This is a genomic window from Polaromonas hydrogenivorans (assembly GCF_040105105.1).
Classification (GTDB): Bacteria; Pseudomonadota; Gammaproteobacteria; order Burkholderiales; family Burkholderiaceae_C; genus Polaromonas; species Polaromonas hydrogenivorans.
Window position 1 is genome coordinate 1 of sequence record NZ_CP157678.1, and the last position, 19,184, is coordinate 19,184.

Annotated in this window: 15 protein-coding genes and 1 pseudogene; 4 read left to right on the plus strand and 12 right to left on the minus strand. The window is 63.9% G+C overall.

Features of this window, described 5'->3' with window-relative positions:
- The first annotated feature begins 33 nt into the window (after nt 1-33).
- Nucleotides 34-1,209, plus strand: coding sequence for an AAA family ATPase (locus ABLV49_RS23840; RefSeq protein WP_349282928.1), 1,176 nt, complete (start codon nt 34-36; stop codon nt 1,207-1,209).
- A 2-nt stretch (nt 1,210-1,211) separates the two neighbouring features.
- Nucleotides 1,212-2,339 (plus strand): ParB/RepB/Spo0J family partition protein, encoded by a 1,128-nt coding sequence (locus ABLV49_RS23845; protein ID WP_349282929.1) that lies wholly within the window; start codon nt 1,212-1,214, stop codon nt 2,337-2,339.
- Between the two features lie 45 nt (nt 2,340-2,384).
- Here the strand turns inward: ABLV49_RS23845 and ABLV49_RS23850 are convergent, their stop codons facing one another.
- The 3 genes from ABLV49_RS23850 to putA all read right to left on the minus strand — a co-directional run bounded on the left by ABLV49_RS23850 (nt 2,385) and on the right by putA (nt 9,206).
- The gene (locus ABLV49_RS23850) at nt 2,385-4,226 is read right to left on the minus strand and encodes a tyrosine-type recombinase/integrase (RefSeq protein WP_349282931.1); all 1,842 of its coding nucleotides are present in this window, start codon (nt 4,224-4,226) and stop codon (nt 2,385-2,387) included.
- 960 nt (nt 4,227-5,186) lie between these two features.
- Nucleotides 5,187-5,381, minus strand: coding sequence for a hypothetical protein (locus ABLV49_RS26130; protein WP_415838247.1), 195 nt, complete (start codon nt 5,379-5,381; stop codon nt 5,187-5,189).
- 30 nt (nt 5,382-5,411) lie between these two features.
- Nucleotides 5,412-9,206, minus strand: a complete 3,795-nt coding sequence (gene putA, locus ABLV49_RS23860) for a trifunctional transcriptional regulator/proline dehydrogenase/L-glutamate gamma-semialdehyde dehydrogenase (RefSeq protein WP_349282933.1) — start codon at nt 9,204-9,206, stop codon at nt 5,412-5,414.
- A gap of 127 nt (nt 9,207-9,333) precedes the next feature.
- Between putA and ABLV49_RS23865 the strand changes: the two genes are divergently transcribed.
- Nucleotides 9,334-9,810 carry an Lrp/AsnC ligand binding domain-containing protein gene (locus ABLV49_RS23865; RefSeq protein WP_349282935.1) on the plus strand — a complete coding sequence of 159 codons (477 nt, stop codon included), beginning with the start codon at nt 9,334-9,336 and terminating at the stop codon, nt 9,808-9,810.
- 130 nt (nt 9,811-9,940) lie between these two features.
- Entirely contained in the window at nt 9,941-11,026 is a 1,086-nt protein-coding gene (locus ABLV49_RS23870) for an ornithine cyclodeaminase (RefSeq protein WP_349282937.1), read from the plus strand.
- 584 nt (nt 11,027-11,610) lie between these two features.
- Here ABLV49_RS23870 and ABLV49_RS23875 read toward each other — a convergent pair.
- From ABLV49_RS23875 to ABLV49_RS23915, 9 genes and pseudogenes are all read right to left on the minus strand, one after another.
- On the minus strand, nt 11,611-12,030 hold the full coding sequence (locus ABLV49_RS23875; RefSeq protein WP_349283063.1) for an Lrp/AsnC family transcriptional regulator: 420 nt from the start codon (nt 12,028-12,030) through the stop codon (nt 11,611-11,613).
- A gap of 12 nt (nt 12,031-12,042) precedes the next feature.
- Nucleotides 12,043-12,645 (minus strand): MarC family protein, encoded by a 603-nt coding sequence (locus ABLV49_RS23880; RefSeq protein WP_349282939.1) that lies wholly within the window; start codon nt 12,643-12,645, stop codon nt 12,043-12,045.
- A gap of 30 nt (nt 12,646-12,675) precedes the next feature.
- Nucleotides 12,676-13,029 (minus strand): RidA family protein, encoded by a 354-nt coding sequence (locus ABLV49_RS23885; protein WP_349282941.1) that lies wholly within the window; start codon nt 13,027-13,029, stop codon nt 12,676-12,678.
- 63 nt (nt 13,030-13,092) lie between these two features.
- A pseudogene (locus tag ABLV49_RS23890) lies at nt 13,093-13,263 on the minus strand (aldolase); the annotation flags it as partial.
- 42 nt (nt 13,264-13,305) lie between these two features.
- The gene (locus ABLV49_RS23895; protein ID WP_349282945.1) at nt 13,306-14,250 is read right to left on the minus strand and encodes a delta(1)-pyrroline-2-carboxylate reductase family protein; all 945 of its coding nucleotides are present in this window, start codon (nt 14,248-14,250) and stop codon (nt 13,306-13,308) included.
- A gap of 43 nt (nt 14,251-14,293) precedes the next feature.
- Nucleotides 14,294-15,703: an amidase family protein gene (locus tag ABLV49_RS23900; protein ID WP_349282947.1), complete on the minus strand. Its 1,410-nt coding sequence runs from the start codon at nt 15,701-15,703 to the stop codon at nt 14,294-14,296.
- 29 nt (nt 15,704-15,732) lie between these two features.
- Nucleotides 15,733-17,346 carry an ABC transporter ATP-binding protein gene (locus ABLV49_RS23905; protein WP_349282949.1) on the minus strand — a complete coding sequence of 538 codons (1,614 nt, stop codon included), beginning with the start codon at nt 17,344-17,346 and terminating at the stop codon, nt 15,733-15,735.
- Entirely contained in the window at nt 17,346-18,197 is an 852-nt protein-coding gene (locus ABLV49_RS23910) for an ABC transporter permease (RefSeq protein ID WP_349282951.1), read from the minus strand. The genes ABLV49_RS23905 and ABLV49_RS23910 overlap by 1 nt, the downstream gene beginning before the upstream one ends.
- Entirely contained in the window at nt 18,194-19,168 is a 975-nt protein-coding gene (locus ABLV49_RS23915) for an ABC transporter permease (RefSeq protein ID WP_349282953.1), read from the minus strand. The genes ABLV49_RS23910 and ABLV49_RS23915 overlap by 4 nt, the downstream gene beginning before the upstream one ends.
- Nucleotides 19,169-19,184 lie beyond the last annotated feature (16 nt).

Below are 19,184 nucleotides of genomic sequence, written 5' to 3' on the forward strand. Positions count from 1 at the left end.
ATGAAAACTGTTAGCGAGAACTTATTGCAGCCCATGACCATGAACGACATCGTTCAACAAGCAGCTAGAGCCAGCGATATGGTTAGTGCGGTCAGAACAACCATGCTTGCACCAACGGCAAAAAAATTGAGTCCCACATACAACCAGACGGAAGTCGCGACGCTTTGTGGGATGGACCGTGGACCGTTTGCCTACAGAATGAAAAATGATGAACATGGCACCCTTCCCCAAGGCGTAACCAAACCCGAACGCCGTGGGAAAGAATTTACCCTGGCCGAAGCGCGTACCTGGGTAAGGGAGGTCCGCAGCGACAAGCTGCGGCCAGAAGGTGCTGAAGCGGTCGTCATCAGCATTGCAAATTTCAAAGGGGGCGTTGGGAAATCCACCACAGCCATGGCATTGGCGCAGGGCTTGTCCTTGCTCGGGCACCGCATTCTTCTGATCGACGCAGACCCTCAAGGTTCGCTCACCACGCTGACGGGTTTGCTACCGGACTTGGATGTTGAAGACAAAGATACATTCTTACTCCTTGTCTCTGGCGAAGAGGAATCGATTCGCTACGCGATCCGGCCAACGTACTGGGATGGCATTGACTTGGTCGCGGCCGCACCGTTGCTCTTCAGCATCGAATTCACGCTTCCTTCCCGCCAAGTGCGCGAAGAAGGCTTTGAGTTTTGGAATGTTTTAAATCTCGGCATTGACGATGTGCGAGAAGACTACGATGTCATCATCATTGATACCGCCCCTGCCTTGTCGTACGGCACTGTCAATGCATTGATGGCTAGCAATGGCATCATTATGCCGCTGCCGCCCAACGCGCTTGACTTTGCATCGGGCGCGCAGTTTTGGAGTTTGTTTGCGGACTTGTCCGAAAGTCTTTCAGGCAGCGGACGTTTGGACAAGACATACGATTTCATTAGCGTTCTTTTGTCACGCGTTGAAACTGATGCGGCAAGCGCGATGGTTCGTAAGTGGATCATTTCCACCTATGGTGACAAGGTACTGCCGGTCGAGATTCCAAAGACCGTTGTTACGTCGACATCGAGCGCAGAGTTTGCTACCGTTTACGATATTTCGCGATATGACGGCTCAGCCCGTACCTATAAGCGCGCGCGTGAAGCCTATGACAGCCTGGTTGCTTATGTTGAGCGCCTAGTTCATGCTGTCTGGCTTCGCGATTCCACTAATCGAAAATCGAGATTCAACTAAAAATGGCACGAAAATTATTTGAAAAGGGTGATTCGATCACGTTGCCCGCAGGGATTGGTGCAATGCCCGTACAGACATCGAATGTGAGCCGTCCACGTACAGCCATTGGTGGGATGGCGCAATTTGTGGTGGATGAATCCAAGGTACGGCTTGAGCTTGAGTCATTACGTGCCGAGTACGTAAAGCATGAGGGCGCCAAGCCAGCGCGTTTGCTAGACCCTCGAAAAATCAAGCCGTCACAATGGGCAAATCGGCATGAAGACTCTTTTCGATCGGAAGAGTTTATCAATTTGCGGGCCGAAATCGAAAATGCGGGTGGCAATGTCCAGGCGATCAAGGTGCGCCCACTGCTCGCTGACACGATTGAGCAGGACCGTCGAAAAGTTGCAGAACAGCTTGCGAAGACTCTTGAAAAAGGGGGGGTTGAACCGTTCAACCCCCCCTACGAATATGAGATCGTTTTTGGACATCGACGCCATCGGGCTTGCCTTGATCTGGGAATACCAGTGCTCGCGTTGATCGAGGAGACAACGGAGCAAGAACTTTTTGTCGACATGGATCGAGAAAACAGGCTGCGCGCTGATCTCTCGCCGTGGGAGCAGGGAATGATGTACGCCAAGGCATTGGACAGGGGTTTGTTTTCTTCCAATGCGCGCTTGGCGTCAGCGGTTGGCCGCGATACGGGGGTAATTGGCAAAGCGCTCGCCCTCGCCAGATTGCCTTCGAGTGTTGTTGAAGCCTTTCCCACACCGCTGGATATCCAGTACCGTTGGGCCAAGCCGCTCACGGACCGGTTGCTTGCCGATCCTGAGGCTGTCACCCATCGGGCTCGGGATTTGAAAGGGTCAAAGAAAAAGTTCTCTGCGAAAGAGGTTTTTGAGTTGTTGACCTCTGAACGGGCGATATATTCTGATGAGAAAAAACCACTCGATTCAGAAGCTGAGCGCCGCTTCACAGAAGCGCGCGAGTTGCCTGGAAAAATTTCGATTGGCCATCGCGGCAAGAACATGGCAACGCTTTCAACCGACAGCAAAGGCCGTGCGATGGTCCGTTTCAAAGCAGTCATGACTTCCAGTAACCGTGAAGCGTTGGTCAAACTGATCCAGGAGTTTTTGGACCGACAACCGTGAACTGTGGCGGTAAGTTATCGACGGCAACTCGCCTCTGCTAAGCGTTCAGCGGAACGCTTTTCCCAACTCATCCATCCGTCGCCTGATCGGCGCCCGGCCGTAGATGGCCGTGGTGGTCTGGATGCTCGCATGCCCCATCTGCGCCTGGATCACATCGAGCGGAACCTGCCGGCTAATGGCCCGGGTGCCGAAGGTGTGGCGCAGCCAGTGGGTGGTGGCCCCGGCCAGGCGCTCGCGCTCATGGGCCGGCAGGCTCGACGCCCGCACCGCCCGCGCTAGCCAGCCCTTGACATGCTCGTAAAGCGCCTGGTAGCCCACCGGCGCCACCGGGTTCTGCGTGGCGGCCAGCAGGGGCGCTGCGGGCGGCGCGGCCTGGATCGAGCCCAGGCCGCGCGCTAGCAGGTAATCCTGCAGCGCATGCAGGGCCTGCCCGGGCACGGCCGCTATTCTGTTTTTGGCGCCCTTGCCGCGGACCTGCATCACCCACCCCTCAGGCTCCATGCGCAGGTCGCCCAGGGTGGCCGAGAGGAGTTCGGCCGAGCGCAGCCCGACCGCCTCGACAAACCGCACGATGAAGCGGATGCGCGCCCGGGACGCCGAAGGCGCCTGGGCGTCGATGAAGCGCAGCACCTCGGCCATCGCCGCCTCGCTCAGCGCCTTGGTGTCCAGCATCTTTTGGCCCGGGTCGTCGCCCGTGGCCTGGTTCACGAGCAGCCAGGGGTTGGCATTCAAATACTGCGCGGCCTGGAGCCAGGCGAACAGCGACGCAATGATGACGATGGCCTGGCGGCAGCTCGCGTGCGACAGGTGCCCTCGAAACGGCGCCCAGCCGCTCTGGCCGGGGGCGGCGCGCTCGCGCGAGATCCAGCGCGGCGGGATGTTCTGCAAAAACGCCATGAACGCGCCGCAGTCGGCGACCCCCATCTGCGCCAGGCTGGCCCCCCCGCATTCATACTGCATCCACAGCAGCAGCCGGTGGGCTTCCCGCTGGTAGACCCGCACCGTGGCCAGCGAGCCGGCCCGGGCCTGGATCCAGCGCTGGACCGCCTCGAGGTCGCTGCTGGCGCCCAGCAGCGAGGGCCGGGTGCGGGCAAAAGAGGCATCGGGCGCCGAAACACCGTCCAGGATGATGTCGCCGGAGGCTCGATTCGAGGGTGAACCCAAAGGCGAGGGCGCACGAAAAAGCGCCGGCGCCTGGCTCAAGGCAAACAGCGGCTTGAGGGGCGCCGCCTCGCGCCGCAACAGCGTGGCCAGGTGGCGTTCGATGCGCCGGGCCTTGGCGATGCCGACAGCGGGCAGCGAGCGGTACCACACCCCGCCGGCCGAGATGCGGGCGTTGAGCTCGCCCAGCGTCGTCATGCCGGCGGCGGTGAGCTTGGCCGCCAGCGCGTCATCGAACCAGCCCGCGACCAGGTCGCTTGCCATGGGGATTTCTGCGGCCAGGCCCTCGAGGCGGCGCAACAGCGCGAGTTGGCGCTCGCGCAGGCGCTGGCCGCGCGCGGTTTTTCGATCGGCCGGATGGGCTTCTTCGTAGAGTGCGAGTGCTTCGCTTTGTGAAAAGCCGTCCAGGCCCTGCGCCTCGATGAAATCCGCCAGGGCAGGGCGCGGCTCGCCCGCGGGACTCTGGATGCGCAGGCCGACCAGGCGCCAGGCGCTCTCGCCCCGCCGGCGGGCAACCGCGCTCACCGCGTCAACCGCCTGCCGGTGCGCCGTGATGGCTTCGTGGCCGTGCGCGACGCCGAGGTAGCGCCGGGCCGAGTCGACCAGGCCAAGCCCTTCGGCGCAGGCGCGCAGGTGCGCGAAGTGGTGGGGCCCGAGCCGGCGCACGAAGCGCCCGGCAGGGGGCGCCGACAAGGTGGCGGAGGGCGTCGCGTTGGAGCGGGTCATGGGTCGTTACGCCTGCGGGAAGGGCAGGGCGGCGGGCCTGGACAGGCGCGCCAGGGTCAAAACGCGGCCTGCCAGAACGGCCCAGGCGCGCCGAACGCAGGGATGTCTAGGGGGCGGGCAGGGTGAGGCCTTCCAGGCCGCTGGCGGGGCTGCAATCGCTTCGAACTCGCCTGGCGGGGCCCGCCGCCGCATGAGGGCAAGCTCAACCCCGGCACTGGGCCGGCGGGTGCGCCCGGGCTGGGCGCCCGCCGGCCCCGGGGTGCGCAAGTCGTTGTCGGGATTGAAGTTTTTCATGCGGTGCTGGCTCGGGCCGGTTTTGACCGGTTTATTTTACCCTGAGATAATGGCTCTTATCTTAGGGCAGTGCGTTGAATGTTGAGGCCAGTGCTCGTTCATTCACATCGTTCACACAACTAAATTTGACCCCAGTTTGCAAGTAAATCTGGCCCTACTTCTGACCGAGACCCATTGCAAGCCTTCAAAGCTGCAAAAAATGCCTACAACAGTGGCCAAACCGTGTGGTCTGGCCTTTGCGCACTCAAGCCCGGGCGCTATTACGGGTCAAAATTGCTTGAAAACGCCAGCAAGGGCCAGAATTACTTGCAATTCTGTCGGCTTGAAATGGCTGCGATGTAAATTTTTGCGCAATATTGACCCCAATTCAAGGGCCAAATTTACTTGTGTGAACGTTTGCCTAAAAGTGTTGCTATCTTTGGTCTGAAAAAGTTCCACATGAACCGATGGCGCAAACCTCTGGCCACAAGCGCTGCCCCAGCCAAAAAAATTCGCCACCTTGAAGCAAATTCGTTCATTTCGAGAACACTTTTAAAGAAATGAACGATTTTGATGATGATGATGATGCTGCTGCTGCTGCTGCTGCTCAAGGACCTGCTGAGAATCGCTGCTTTCCGCAAGGATTTCGACTTCGATTTTTTGAAATTCCTTGTGCCCTTTGGCCTGCTAGGAACGGCGGTGGGCGCGCTGCTTTTCGGGGTGCTCGATGCCCGCACGGTGGCGGCCATCGTTGGCGGTTTCACGCTGCTGTTCCTGGCGCAGCGCCTGCTGTTTCTGGCCCGACAGCCCGCCGCCGCCGAAATGACTGGGCACGATATTGACAATGACTTCGGGCTTCACCAGCTTCGTGGCCCATGCCATTCGTCTAGACTGTCTTCGCTGCCCGCCTTGTCAACCCAGCATCATCAGGCTGGCGTTGCCGCCGGCAGCGGCGGTGTTCACGCTGAGCGAGCGCTCGACCACCAGGCGTTCCAGTGGCACCACCGCATCGCCTTCACCCACGCCCATGCCATACACGCCGACGATGGGACCGGCGCGCCCGGCCATGTGCGCGCAGGCTGCCAGAAGCGATTCGGCGCTGCCGTGGTGCAGCGCGGCGTCGTATTGCGCCTGCGGCGCCGTCCAGTCGGCCACCAGCGTGATGCGCTCGCGCACGGTTTCGGGCAGGCGCGCCTGCAGCGCTTCGGCGCTGGCCGGCCAGACGGCGCGGCTGCCCACGGCCAGTACGGCGGCAAGCTGCAGCAGGCGCGCGTCGTCCTGCGCGGCCAAGCACAGCACCGCCTCGCGCGGGTGCAGCGAATAGACGTTGCGCTCGCCGGTCGGGCCGCGCAGGCTGACGGCCGCCTGGCTGCACGACCAGGCCGCGTCATCCTGGCACGCCTGCGCCAAGGCCGGCTGGCGCTGCGCCTGCGCCCAGTCGCGCAGCGCCAGCAAGGCGCCGCCGACGGGCCGGGGCATGTTGCTGGATTCCTGATTCACCTCGGTCCAGGCGACGGCGCGCGCCATGGCGTCCGCCGGGCGCCGCGCCAGCAGCCGGTACAGATACAGAGGGCCGCCCGCCTTCGGGCCGGTGCCCGACAGCCCCTCGCCGCCAAACGGCTGCACGCCCACCACGGCGCCCACCATGTTGCGGTTGACATACTGGTTGCCTGCATGCGCTTGGCTGACCACCTGGGCAATGGTCTCGTCGATGCGCGTATGCACGCCCAGCGTCAGGCCGTAGCCGGTGGCGTTGATCTGTTTAATCAGCGCGCCAAGTTCGCGGCGGCGGTAGCGCACCACATGCAGCACCGGGCCGAACACCTCGCGCTCGAGCTCGCCGATGCTGTGCAGTTCGATCAGCGTGGGCAAGACGTAAGTGCCGTGGGCCAGGTCGCCTTGCGTATGGCGCGCCTGCCGGAACACGGCGTGGCCCCGGGCGCGCATCGCCCCGACATGGCGCTCGATGCTGGCCTGCGCCTCGGCGTCGATCACCGGGCCGATGTCCACCGCCAGCGCGCCGGGGTTGCCGATGCGCTGCTCGGCCATCGCGCCCTTGAGCATGGCGATCACGCGATCGGCCGATTCCTCCTGCAGGCACAGCACGCGCAGCGCCGAGCAGCGCTGGCCGGCGCTGTCGAAGGCCGACGCCACCACGTCGCCAACGACCTGCTCGGTCAGCGCCGACGAATCGACGATCATGGCGTTCTGGCCGCCGGTTTCGGCAATCAGCGGCACCGGCTGGCCGGCATCGCCCAGCCGGCCGGCCAGCGTGCGCTGCAAAATGCGCGCGACGTCGGTCGAGCCGGTGAACATCACGCCCTGCACGCGCACATCGCTCACCAGTTGCGCGCCCACGGTCTCGCCCCGACCGGGCAGCAGCTGCACGGCAGCGGGCGGCACGCCGGACTGCCATAGCAGGCGCACGGCTTCGGCGGCGATCAGCGGGGTCTGTTCTGCCGGCTTGGCCAGCACGGTGTTGCCGGCGGCCAGCGCGGCGGCCACCTGGCCGGTGAAGATCGCCAGCGGAAAGTTCCACGGGCTGATGCACACCACCGGGCCGAGCGGGACATGGGTGGCAGGGGTGAAATCGGCGAGCGCCTGGGCGGCGTAGTAACGCAAAAAGTCGATGGCTTCGCGCACCTCGGCGATGGCATTGGCCGCGCTCTTGCCGGCTTCGCGCATCAGCAGCCCCATCAGGCGCGGCAAAGCGGCCTGCATGGCGCCGGCGGCGCGGTCGAGCGCGGCGGCGCGTTCGGCCGGCGCGGCCTTGGCCCACTCGGGCGCGAAGGCCAGGGCTTGTGCCAGGGCCTTGTCCACATCGGCCAAAGTGGCCTCCTGCACCTGGCCAACCTGGTCACGGTGGTCGGCTGGATTGAGAACCGGCTGGAGGCCGATTCCTTCGCCGCCGGCCGGCTCCGTGGCGCTGGCCAGCATCGGCCTGGCCAGCCAGGGCGCCTGCGCGGTCTGCCGCAGCACGCCCGCCAGCGCGTCCAGGCAGGTTTCGTCGGCCAGGTCCAGCCCCTGCGAATTGGCGCGCAGTGTGCCATAGAGCGCGCCGGGCAGCGCAATGGCGGGGTGCGGCAGGCCCGCTTGCCCTTCCTGCCGCGCCAGCCGCTCCACCGCATCGACCGGGTCTTCGACCAAGCGGTCGATGGCAATGCCGCTATCGGCTATCTGGTTGACGAAGGAGGTGTTGGCGCCGTTTTCCAGCAGGCGGCGCACCAGGTAGGCCAGCAGCGTTTCATGCGTGCCGACCGGCGCGTAGATGCGGCACGGGCGGCCGAGCTTGCCGGCGGCGACATCGCCCACGACTTGCTCGTACAGCGGCTCGCCCATGCCGTGCAGGCACTGGAATTCGTACTGCCCCGGCCGGTAGTCATCGGGGCCGGCCAGCTGGTAGATGGCGGCCAGGGTGTGCGCGTTGTGGGTGGCGAACTGCGGGTACACCGCGCCTGGTGCGGCCAGCAGCTTGCGCGCGCACGCCAGGTAAGACACGTCGGTATGGGCCTTGCGGGTGTATACCGGGTAGCCGGGCATGCCGTCGAGTTGCGCGCGCTTGATCTCGCTGTCCCAGTAGGCGCCCTTGACCAGCCGGACCATCAGCCGGTGCCCGCTGCGGCCCGCCAGGTCAATGAGGTAGTCGATCACCCGGGGGCAGCGCTTCTGGTAGGCCTGTATCACGAAGCCGATGCCGTTAAAGCCGCCCAGCTCGGGCGCGTAGCACAGCTTTTCCAGCAAATCGAGCGATAGCTCCAGCCGGTCTGCCTCTTCGGCGTCGATGTTCAGGCCGATGTCGTACTGCTTGGCCATCACAGCCAGCCTGAGCAGGATCGGGTACAGCTCGTCCATCACCCGGCCGTACTGTGCGCGGCTGTAGCGCGGGTGCAGCGCCGACAGCTTGATGGAAATGCCGGCGCCGTCGTAGATGCCTTTGCCGGCCGAAGCCTGGCCGATGGCGTGGATGCTGGCCTCGTAGGCGGCCAGGTAATGCGCGGCGTTCTCGGCGGTCAGCGCCGCTTCGCCAAGCATGTCGTAGGAATAGCGAAAGCCCTGCGCTTCGAGCGGGCGCGCATGTTCGAGCGCCAGCGCGATGGTCTCACCGGTTACGAACTGCTCGCCCATCATGCGCATCGCCATGTCCACGCCCTTGCGGATCAGCGGCTCGCCGCCCTTGCGAATCAAACCGCCCAGCGTGCTGCTCAGGCCGCTTTCGCTGTGCGTGCCGACCAGACGGCCGGTCAGCAGCAGGCCCCAGGTGGCGGCGTTGACAAACAGCGACGGGCTGCGGCCGACGTGCGCCGTCCACTGGCCGTGGCTGATCTTGTCGCGGATCAGCGCGTTGCGCGTGCCGGCATCCGGGATGCGCAGCAGCGCCTCGGCCAGGCACATCAGCGCCACGCCTTCCTGCGACGACAGCGAGTATTCCTGCAGCAGCCCCTGCACCAGCCCGGCGCGGCCGGTGGCGGCTTTGCGCTCGCGCAGCTGCTGCGCCAGACGCCGCGCTACCTGCTGCGTGGCCTGGTGCAGTTCCGGGCTCAGGCGGGCCTGCTCCAGCAGGCCGGGCAGCAGTTCAGGCTCAGGCAGGCGGCAGGCGGCGGTGATGGCCTGGCGCAGTGGCTCGCGCACCAGAGGGCCGTCCACTACACGAGCGAAAGCGGTGTTGGTCGAAGGGGTCGAAAAAGAGAAGGTATCTGGAGCGTTCATGGGCGCCTCGAAGCGGTTGAAGGGAAGATGGCTAGCGACTGCAAGGATATTGCCCCGACCCTCGCCGAATAAAATATCATTTATTGCCTTTTTCGCAGAATAATCCACACCCTTGAAAGACGGCGCCATGGACGACCTCGACCGCATCGACCTGCGCATCCTCGATGTGCTGCAGGGCGACGGCCGCATCAGCAACCTAAAACTCGCCGAGGCGGTGGCGCTGTCGCCCACGGCAGTGCTGGCGCGGGTGCAGCGCCTGACGCGCGAAGGCTTCATTCTGGGCTACGAGGCGCGGCTCAACCCGTTGAAGCTGGGCGCCGGCATGCTGGTTTTTGTCGAACTGCTACTCGACCGCACCACGCCGAATGTGTTCGATCAGTTCAAGGCGGCGGTGCAGGCACGGCCCGAAATCCTCGAATGCCACATGGTGGCCGGCGGCTTCGACTACCTGCTCAAGACGCGCGCGGCCGACATGAACGCCTACCGCGCCTTTGCCGGCACGGTGCTGTGGCAACTGCCCGGCGTGCGCGAAACCCGCACCTATGCCGTGATGGAGGAAGTCAAGAACACCACCAGGCTGCACCTGGCGCAGGCCCGTTATTAGGGCTGGCCTGGCATTGTGTCAGTCAGCGCTGCACTTTCGGCAGAAAGATCGCAGTTTTGACGCCAAGTTGTCTCTTCCGCTTGGCACGGGCTCCTGAGAAACTTCTTCCATCAATACAGGAGCTTTTCCCATGCCAACCAACAACTACCCCACAACTGTTTATATCGGTGCCCAGGACATGATTCGCCTGGTTCAGCGAAAGGGCCTGTCCGCCTGCATCGCCGGCGTTGCCGAACGCATCGAACGCGATTTCCTGCGCTGGAACGATTTTGATAAGAGCGCCCGCCTGGCCTGCCATTCGCAGGATGGCGTGATTGAGCTAATGCCGATTGCCGACACGGTGGAATTCGCTTTCAAGTATGTCAACGGCCACCCCGGAAACCACCGCCACGGACTACCCACGGTGATGGCTTTTGGCGTGCTGGCCGATGTGGCAACCGGTGCGCCACGGCTGCTGTCCGAGCTGACGCTGACCACCGCGATCCGCACCGCCGCCACCTCGGCCCTGGTCGCGCGCAAGCTGGCCCGTTCTGACAGCCGCTCCATGGCGCTGATCGGCAACGGCGCGCAAAGCGAGTTCCAGGCGCTGGCGTTTCGGGACCTGGTCGGCATTCGCGAAGTGCGGTTATTTGACACCGACAGCGCAGCCAGCGCCAAACTGGCGGCCAACCTGGTCGGCCAAGGCCTCGAAGTGCGTATCTGCGCCAGCACGGCCGAGGCAGTGCTGGGCGCAGACATTGTGACCACGGTGACGGCTGACAAGACGAACGCGACCATCCTGACGCCCGAAATGATGGAGCCCGGCATGCACATCAATGCCGTGGGCGGCGACTGCCCGGGCAAGACCGAGTTGCACCGTGGCGTGCTGGAGATGGCTGCCGTGTTCGTTGAATTCGAGCCACAAAGCCGCATCGAAGGCGATGTCCAGCAGATGTCGGCGGATTTTGCAGTAACCGAGTTCTGGCAGGTACTGGCAGGCCACCGGCCCGGCCGCACTGATGCGGCGCAGATCACCGTGTTTGACTCGGTCGGTTTTGCTCTGGAAGACTATGCCGCACTGACCTTCATGCGCGACACGGCAGCAGAGCTGGGTATTGGCGACATCATCGAGCTGGTGCCACAGGCGGCCGATCCCAAGAACCTGTTTGGCCTGCTGTGCGCCAACCCGTCACAGCCCTTAGTCGCCCATGCGCGTCAGGAAGACCTGGTTGCATGAGGAAATTGAAGAGGCTGCCCTCGTGGCAGTTAAACGCTGACGCACTGAAAAAAGGCGGCCGCTCAATCTTTAGGCTTAACGTGGATACGCTAAGCCCATGATTCGCTTGAATGCCATTCGAACTGTGAAAGTTTCGGAGGGCATTTTTTTTCGGTCAAGATTTCTTCAGCGGGGATTTTCATGCAAGTGCGCCGGAGCGTTCGCCTTGCGAAGCGACCCATCGCGTCAGCCAGTTCGGACCGCCGCACGTGGCATGGCTATGCCGCCTATCAGCCTCACAACCTGGCCAAGGCGCTGTCGATTTACAAAACGGCGTACAACTACTGTCTGAAGGACTCCAAGGGCAAGATCCCAGCTATGAAGCCTGGGTTGGCCAAGGCCCCGATACCGCTGGAGGACGTTCTGTACTTCCAGGCGCCAATAGGGAAAACCGCATCTCCCGAAGGAAATGCGGCCTCGAATCAGACCCCAGCATAGCGCTAAGGCTGGGCGGCTTCCGTATCCACGTTAAGCTACCGCCTAGGCTCAATGTGGCCGCCTTTTTGTTGTGACAACAGGTTTTTCAGTCCTGCAAGGCTGTTACGTCAGCGGTAGGTTGCCAGCAGGATGCTGGTTTCCGTGTTGGCAATGCCCTTGATCAGACGGACCCGTTCGAGTACCTGCGACAGCTCGGTCAGGTTTTCAGCGTGCAATTCGGCCAGCAGGTCCCAGCGCCCGTTAGTGTCGTGCAGGGTGTAAACAGCGGGTTCGCCCAGCAGGCTGGCGATGACTGCGCGTGACTGGTTGCCGTCCACCAGCACCCACATCCAGGCGCTGATCCGCTCCGGTTCACTGTCAGGGCGCAGGCGCACGGTGTAGCCGACGATGACTTGCTCATCTTCAAGCTTGCGCAGCCGGTTGGTCACGGTGCCGCGCGAGACGCCGAGCTTGTAGGCCAGGGCCGCCACGCTCATGCGGGCGTCCTTGCGCAGCAGCGAGATTAGCTGGCGGTCAGTATCATCCATTGTCATCATGGCTCAAGAATCGCCGAAAAAGTAACGCTTCAGGCCGGCGAGGATCATCTCGACGGCTACCGCAGTAAGAACCAGCCCCATCAGCTTCTCGATGGCCGAAACCATCGAACTGCCGAGCCAGCGGTGTAGACGGTCAGCGGCGAGCAAAACCATACAAGAAACGGCCATCGCCAGCGACATCGCGCCTATCCACTGCCCCATGTGTTCGGGCTGGTTCGATACCAGCAGCAAAACCGTCGCCATGGCCGAAGGACCGGCCAGCAAAGGCACGGCCAGCGGGAAGATCAGCGGCTCCTGCGGCTCGGCCTCCGGGTCGTGCAGCTCGCTGCCATGGATAAATATCATACGGATCGCAATGATCAACAGAATCACGCCGCCAGCGACTTCAAGCGAGCGCTCCGACATATGCATGACGCTGAGAAAGCTTTTCCCTGTCAGCATAAAGCCCAGCAGTATCGTGAAGGCAATCGCACTCTCGCGCAGCGCGACACGCACCCGCCGTTCGGGCGGAACCCGGCTCAGCACCGAAATGAAAATAGGCAGCGCGCCGAAGGGGTCGAGAACCAGCAGCAGCAGAACAAAGGCAGATAAGAAACTATGGTTCATGCCGCCTCATCAAACAACGATAGCCACGGCTTAACTTTGCGACAGCGCCGCGGTGACGACGATTTCTAGCCGCCATCCCGGTTTTGTCAGGCGTGCCCCGACGGTGGCGCGCGGCGGCGTGTGGCCGGCGGCAACCCAGGCATCCCAGACGATATTCATGCCCTCGAAATCGGCCAGGTCAGCTAGAAATATCTGCGCCATGAGGATGCGGGTCTTGTCGCTGCCGGCGCGTGCCAGCAGCGCGTCAATCGCGGCCAGCACCTGGCGGGTTTGTCCCTGGATGTCCAGGCTGGCGTTGTCGGCCACCTGGCCGGCGAGGTAAACCGTGCCATTATGCAAAGCCATTTCGGACATGCGGGCGCCAACTTCAAAGCGTTGAATCATGGTTTTTTTCCTTTTGGGTGAGTTGAATTCAGGGGATGAAAAGCGCGCTCACAGAGTGCGGCGCAGGGCTTCGAAAAACAGTTCGACCTCGGCCGCGTTCCGCGCCAGTCCGTTGTAGTTGGCATCGGTCATGACCCGGCCGTGAAAGCGCCTGGCGTTTTGCGCCAGCGTGGTGTCCAGGCTGCAGTCCGGGGTGAGCGTCAGGGCGGTGGCACAAGGCATGTGGGTGTGCAGCGGCGCGCAGCGCCAGGGCCAGGTCGGCGTTCTCTATGTTCATCATGGTGAAATGTCGGTAACGCAGCGAGCGGCGGCTAGGTCCCAGCCACCCCAGCCGCAGCTTTTAAAGAAAACCGGGCCCTGGCGATCGGCCTTGGGACAGGCCACCCAGGTTTGCTTGTTCAGCACCACATCGGCCAGCGTGGGCAAGGCGCTCACGTCGATGCCGGCCTGCAGCAGGTCGCCGGCTTCGTGATCAGCGTCGCGGGTATCGACCACCAGCGTGCCTTCTGCGGCCAGGCGGCGGCAAATGGCGGCATCCCACTCCACCATGGCTGGCGTGAAGGCCCCTACGGCGGCCACAAACGCATCGCACCTAGGCATGGCGCGCAAGGCTACGTGCTGGGCCGGCGTGGTGCTGACCACCAGCGGGCAGTCGGCCAGCGCGGCGTCGGCGTCATCAACCCGGCGGGCGCGCAGGCCCAGCGTCTGGGCATGCCGCACCAGCGCATCGGCGCTGGCCGGGTTGCGTGAAGCGACCCACACCTCCAGCAGGCCCAGTCCCGCATGAAAGGCTTCAAGGTGAGCGCGTCCCTGCACGCCGGCCCCTACGATGAGCAAGGGGCCGTCGGTGCGCGGAGCCAGCTTTTGCGCCGCCAGTAGCGACACGGCGGCGGTACGGCGCGCCGTGACGGTCGGGCCGTCCAGAATCGCAATTCGGCTGCCGGTGGTCACGTCGAACACCACGATGTCGCCCTGGATGCTGGGCAGGCCGCGCCTGGCGTTGTCCGGCGTGAAGGTGATGAGCTTGGTGATGGCGACGTGGGCATCGGCCGCCGGCATGACGAACAGGCTGCCGCCGCCCGGTAGCGCCTGCACGATGCGCGCCGGGACAACCACCGCCGGGTCGCGCAGCATGGCCTCGATCTGCCGCGCCAACGCCGGGTAAGGCAAGGCGCGGGCGGTGTCTGCGGCGGTCAGGACGGTCGTGAGGATGCTGCTCATGGCGAATCGTTCAGGGGGTTGTAAAGCGGGCAGCGGCTCGCTGTTACTGAGGCGCCAGCAGGTCCAGCGCCGAGAACTGGGCAGCGCGCTCGATGACTGCACCAGCGCGCAACGCCAGGTCTTCGCGGAAGCGGCCGGTGACGATTTGCACACCGACAGGCAGGCCCTGGACCATGCCCGTCGGCACCGACAGACCTGGCAGGCCGAGCAGGGCCGTACTCAGCAGCGGGGTTTGCGCCAGCAAGATTTCCTCGAAACGCGATTGCGAACGCAGGTCGTCGTCGATCGGGAACTGGCGCTCCCAGGAATTGGGCATCAGCATTACTGGGTACTGCTCGGAGAAAACCGCCCAGTCGCGGGCGATGTTGAAGCGCTGCACCAGGCCGTCGAGGTACTGGTCGCGGCTCCACGGGGCCATCTCACCCATGAAGTGGGTGAGCGACTGTCGCAGGGCGTTGTCGCCCATTTTCATCATGGCGTCGAAACCGGCGCGGCGCATGTCGTCCATCACCAGGTGCCGGTACAGATCGCCCATCTCGTCGAAATGCGGCGGCGCAGTTTCCTCCACCTCGTAGCCGGCGTCGGCCAGCCACTGAGCGGCCTGCTCCAGCGCGGCCACCACGGTGGGGTCGGCGCGGCAGCCACTCCACTGCTTGAACAGCGCCACCTTCACCGGCTTGTCGTTGCCTGGGTAGTCAATCGGGGCGGGGACCCACTGGGGGTCCAGCGGTGCGCCCTGGGACATGACCTGCAGCGCCAGACGGGCATCGGCCACGCTGCGGGTCAGCGGCCCCTGCACCGCCATCTGCTGGTTGCTGATGATGCGGTTGGGCGCGCTGGCTTTGTAAGAAGGCACGCGCCCCACGGTAGTGCGCAGGCCGACCACGCCGCAGGCCCAGGCCGGGTAGCGGATGGAGCCGCCGTAGTCGTTGCCGTGGGCGATCGGGCCCATGCCCATGGCGACGGCGGCAGCGGCACCACCGCTGGAGCCACCAGGCGTGACGCCTGCGTCAAACGGGTTGAGGGTGCGGCCATGCAGGTCGTTGTCGGCAAACCAGCGCAGCGAAAATGCCGGCGCGTTGCTGCGCCCGACGATGATGGCGCCGGCGTCGCGCATCGACTTCACCAGTGGCGAGTTGGTGGTGGCGATGTTGTCCTTGAGGGCGGCGGCGCCATCGGTGGTGGCCTGTCCCGCCACATCCACATTGATCTTGATGGTGACGGGCACACCATGCAACGCACCCAGGGCGTCACCATGGGCGACGGCCCGATCGGCGGCATCGGCCATGGCCAGGGCCTCATCGGCCATCACCATGGGCAAGGCGTTGATACGCGGGTTGACATCGGCAATGCGGTCGAGCACGCTCTGCGTGACTTCGCGCGCGCTGGCCTGCCTGGTGCGGATGGCGTGGGCTAAATCGGTGGCGCTCCAGCGCCAGTAAGTTTGTGTCATGGGAGTCCTGTATGGAAGGGTTAAAAAAATCAAAATCGCGGTGCAGCGTGGATGAGTTCGCGGGTGTAGGCATGCTGCGGACTGCCCAGAACTTCGGCGGTCAGGCCGTATTCGACCAGTTCGCCCCCGCGCATCACGGCGATGTGGTCGCACATCTGGGCGGCGACGCGCAGATCATGGGTGATGAACACCATGCTGAGCTTGAACTCCTTGCGCACCTGCTCAAAGAGTTCCAACACCTGGGCCTGCACCGACACATCGAGCGCCGACACCGGCTCGTCGGCCACCAGCACCTGCGGCTGCATAGCCAGGGCGCGCGCAATGGCGATGCGCTGGCGCTGGCCGCCCGAGAACTCGTGCGGATAGCGGTCGGCCGCATCGACCTGCAGGCCCACCAGCTTGAGCAGCCTGCGCGTGCGCTCCCAGGCCTCGGTGCTGCCGATGCCTTGGGCTATCGGCCCGGCGGCGATGGTGTTGCCCACGGTGTGGCGAGGGTTGAGCGATGCATACGGATCCTGGAACACCATCTGCACCTGGCCGCGCTCGGCAATGCTGCGCTGGCGGACATCGGCCGGCAGGGACTGGCCCTTGAACAATAACTGGCCGCCATCCCTGGGAACCAGCCCGGTCAGGCAGCGGCCCACGGTCGATTTGCCCGAGCCTGACTCGCCCACCAGGCCCAGGGTTTCGCCCTCGCGCAGGGTGAAGCTCAGGTTGCTGGCGGCATGCACAATGCGCGGCTTCTTGAACCAGCCGCCGCTGCTGCGGTAGGTTTTTTGCAGATTCCTGACTTCCAGCACAGGTTCGCGCTGGGCCGCCTGGCTGCAGGGGCGGGCCAGGCCTTGCGGTATGGCGGCGATCAGCTTGCGGGTGTAGGCATGCTGCGGCGCGCGCAGCACCGCCTGGGCCGCGCCGCTTTCCACCACCTGGCCGGTCTGCATCACCACCACCTGGTCGGCAATCTGGGCCACCACGCCAAAGTCGTGGGTGATGAACAGCAGCGCCATGCCTTTGCGTTTTTGCAGGTCTTTCATCAGCATCAGGATCTGGGCCTGGGTGGTCACGTCGAGCGCTGTGGTCGGCTCGTCGGCAATCAGCAGCGTGGGTTCCATCACCATGGCGCAGGCAATCATCACGCGCTGGCGCTGGCCGCCCGACAGCCGAAAGGGGTAGCTGTTAACGATCTGCTCGGGATCGGGCAAGCCCACATCGCGCATCGCGGCGATGACACGCTGGCGCTTTTCAGCGCGCGGCATGCCGGGCCGGTGGCAATCCAGCACTTCTTCGAGCTGCTCGCCAATGCGCATGACCGGGTTCAGCGAGGTCATGGGCTCCTGGAAAATCATGGCGATGCGGTGGCCGCGCAGCTGGCGCAGGCGGTCTTCGCTGACCTGGAGCAGGTTTTCGCCTTCAAACATTATCTGGCCGGCAGTGGGCACCACTTGTGGCTTGGGCAGTAGGCCCATGACGGCGTTGGCAATCATGGATTTGCCGGAGCCCGACTCGCCCACCACACACAACGTCTGGCCGCTCTGAATGGTGAAGCTGACGTCTTGCACCGCCAGCAGGCGGTCGGCCCCGTCGGGCAGCTTGATGCACAGATCCTGGACCTGCAGCACGGTTTTCATGTTGTTGGCGTTCATCATTTTTTCCCCGTCAGGCGGGTATTGAGGCCATCGCTTAGGCCTTCGCCGACCAGGTTCAGTGCCAGCACCGTGATGGCAATGGCCATGCCGGGAAACACCGCGATCCACCAGGCCTGGCGCAAAGCAGTACGGGCCGAGCCGACCATGTAGCCCCAGCTCATCATGTTGGGGTCGCCCAGGCCGAGAAAGCTCAGTGCCGATTCGAGCAGGATGGCGCTGGCCACCATCAACGAGCCCATCACCACGATGGACGAGACGGCGTTGGGCAAAATCTGCGTGAAGATGATGCGGGTGTCGCTCTGGCCGGCAAGCAGCGCAGCCTGAACGAACTCGCGCTGACGCAGGCTCAGGAATTCGCTGCGCACCAGCCTTGCCACCGGCGCCCAGGTCACGGCGGCGATGGCCGCGACGATGGAGTAGATGCTGGGCTGGAAGATCGCGACCATGACCACCGCCAACGCAAAGCCGGGCACGGCGTGGAACAGGTCGGTAAAGCGCATGATGGTCGAGTCCACCCAGCCGCCGTGATAGCCCGCCAAGGCGCCCAGCGTCACGCCGATCAAGAGCGCCACCGTGGTGGAAATCAGCGCGATCAGCAAGGACACGCGTGCGCCATGCAGCAGTCCGGCCATCAGGTCGCGGCCCATGGTGTCCGAACCCAGGGGCAGGCCGTCCACGCTGAAGGGCGCGGCAAACGGCTGGCCGACCATGGCCCAGGGATCGTTGGTCACCAGCAGGGGGCCAACCAAGGCCATGAGAACGACGGCGAGCAGGACGGCCAGACCCGCCATGGCGCCACGGTTGCGGCTGAACCGGCGTAAAAAGGAGGTAAGAAAGGGGGAGCTCATGACAGTTCAATCCGGGGATCGACCAGGGTATAGACCACGTCGGTCAGCAGGTTGAACAGCACGGCGATCGATGCCGTGACGAGGAAGGTGCCCAGCAGCAGCGCGTAATCGCGTTGTGCCAGGGCTTCAAACAACAGGCGGCCAATGCCTGGCCAGGCGAAAACCGTTTCGATTAGCACCGCACCGCCCACCATGGCGCCAGCCTGCATGCCAGCTAGCGTGACCACTGGCAAGAGCGCGTTGCGCAGGATGTGCGAGCGCAGCACACGGCCTTCGCTCAAGCCCTTGGCGCGGGCGGTCTTGACAAAATCCTGATGCGCCACTTCCAGCATGGAAGCGCGGGTCATGCGGGCATAAATCGCCATGTAGAACAGGGCCAGCACCAGCGTAGGCAACACCAGGTGCTGGGCAATGTCGAGCCCGCGGGCCAAACCGCTATAGCCGGCGCCCACGGTCTCAAAGCCAAAGCCGGGCAGCCAGCCCAGCTGCACCGAAAACACCAGCACCGCCATCAGCGCCACCCAGTACAGCGGGGTGGCGTAGAACAGCATCGAAAACGTGGTGATCAATGTGTCCTGCCACTTGCCGACATGGCGACTGGCCCATGCCCCTAGCGTCACGCCGAACAGCAGTGACAGCACGAAGGCGCTGATGGTGAGCAGCAGCGTCGCCGGCAGGCGGTCCATGATCAGGTCAATCACCGGTGCCTGCTGGCGGTAGCTGTCGCCGAGGTCGCCCTGTGCCAAACGTCCCAGATAGCTCAGCAGTTGCTGTGGCAGTGGCCGGTCCAGGTCAAAGCGCTGGCGCAACTCCTGCAGGAACTGCTCGTCAGCCGAACCCGATTCGCCGGCCAGTACCGTGGCCGGGTCGCCGGGGGCGGCGTGGATCAACATGAAGTTCATCACGGCGATCAGCAGCAGGGTGGCAAAACCCTGAACCAGGCGGCGCAAGAAAAAGCTGAGCTTGTTCATAAGGCGAATTCCTCGG

Bases quoted from the DNA above. Each gene is read 5' to 3' on its own strand.
- ABLV49_RS23905 (WP_349282949.1), bottom strand. From the start codon at position 17,346: ATGAACGCCAACAACATGAAAACCGTGCTGCAGGTCCAGGATCTGTGC.
- ABLV49_RS23850 (WP_349282931.1), bottom strand. From the start codon at position 4,226: ATGACCCGCTCCAACGCGACGCCCTCCGCCACCTTGTCGGCGCCCCCT.
- ABLV49_RS26130 (WP_415838247.1), bottom strand. From the start codon at position 5,381: ATGGCATGGGCCACGAAGCTGGTGAAGCCCGAAGTCATTGTCAATATC.
- ABLV49_RS23845 (WP_349282929.1), top strand. From the start codon at position 1,212: ATGGCACGAAAATTATTTGAAAAGGGTGATTCGATCACGTTGCCCGCA.
- ABLV49_RS23885 (WP_349282941.1), bottom strand. From the start codon at position 13,029: ATGATTCAACGCTTTGAAGTTGGCGCCCGCATGTCCGAAATGGCTTTG.
- ABLV49_RS23840 (WP_349282928.1), top strand. From the start codon at position 34: ATGACCATGAACGACATCGTTCAACAAGCAGCTAGAGCCAGCGATATG.
- ABLV49_RS23880 (WP_349282939.1), bottom strand. From the start codon at position 12,645: ATGAACCATAGTTTCTTATCTGCCTTTGTTCTGCTGCTGCTGGTTCTC.
- ABLV49_RS23895 (WP_349282945.1), bottom strand. From the start codon at position 14,250: ATGAGCAGCATCCTCACGACCGTCCTGACCGCCGCAGACACCGCCCGC.
- ABLV49_RS23910 (WP_349282951.1), bottom strand. From the start codon at position 18,197: ATGAGCTCCCCCTTTCTTACCTCCTTTTTACGCCGGTTCAGCCGCAAC.
- ABLV49_RS23915 (WP_349282953.1), bottom strand. From the start codon at position 19,168: ATGAACAAGCTCAGCTTTTTCTTGCGCCGCCTGGTTCAGGGTTTTGCC.
- ABLV49_RS23875 (WP_349283063.1), bottom strand. From the start codon at position 12,030: ATGGATGATACTGACCGCCAGCTAATCTCGCTGCTGCGCAAGGACGCC.
- ABLV49_RS23900 (WP_349282947.1), bottom strand. From the start codon at position 15,703: ATGACACAAACTTACTGGCGCTGGAGCGCCACCGATTTAGCCCACGCC.
- ABLV49_RS23870 (WP_349282937.1), top strand. From the start codon at position 9,941: ATGCCAACCAACAACTACCCCACAACTGTTTATATCGGTGCCCAGGAC.
- putA (WP_349282933.1), bottom strand. From the start codon at position 9,206: ATGAACGCTCCAGATACCTTCTCTTTTTCGACCCCTTCGACCAACACC.
- ABLV49_RS23865 (WP_349282935.1), top strand. From the start codon at position 9,334: ATGGACGACCTCGACCGCATCGACCTGCGCATCCTCGATGTGCTGCAG.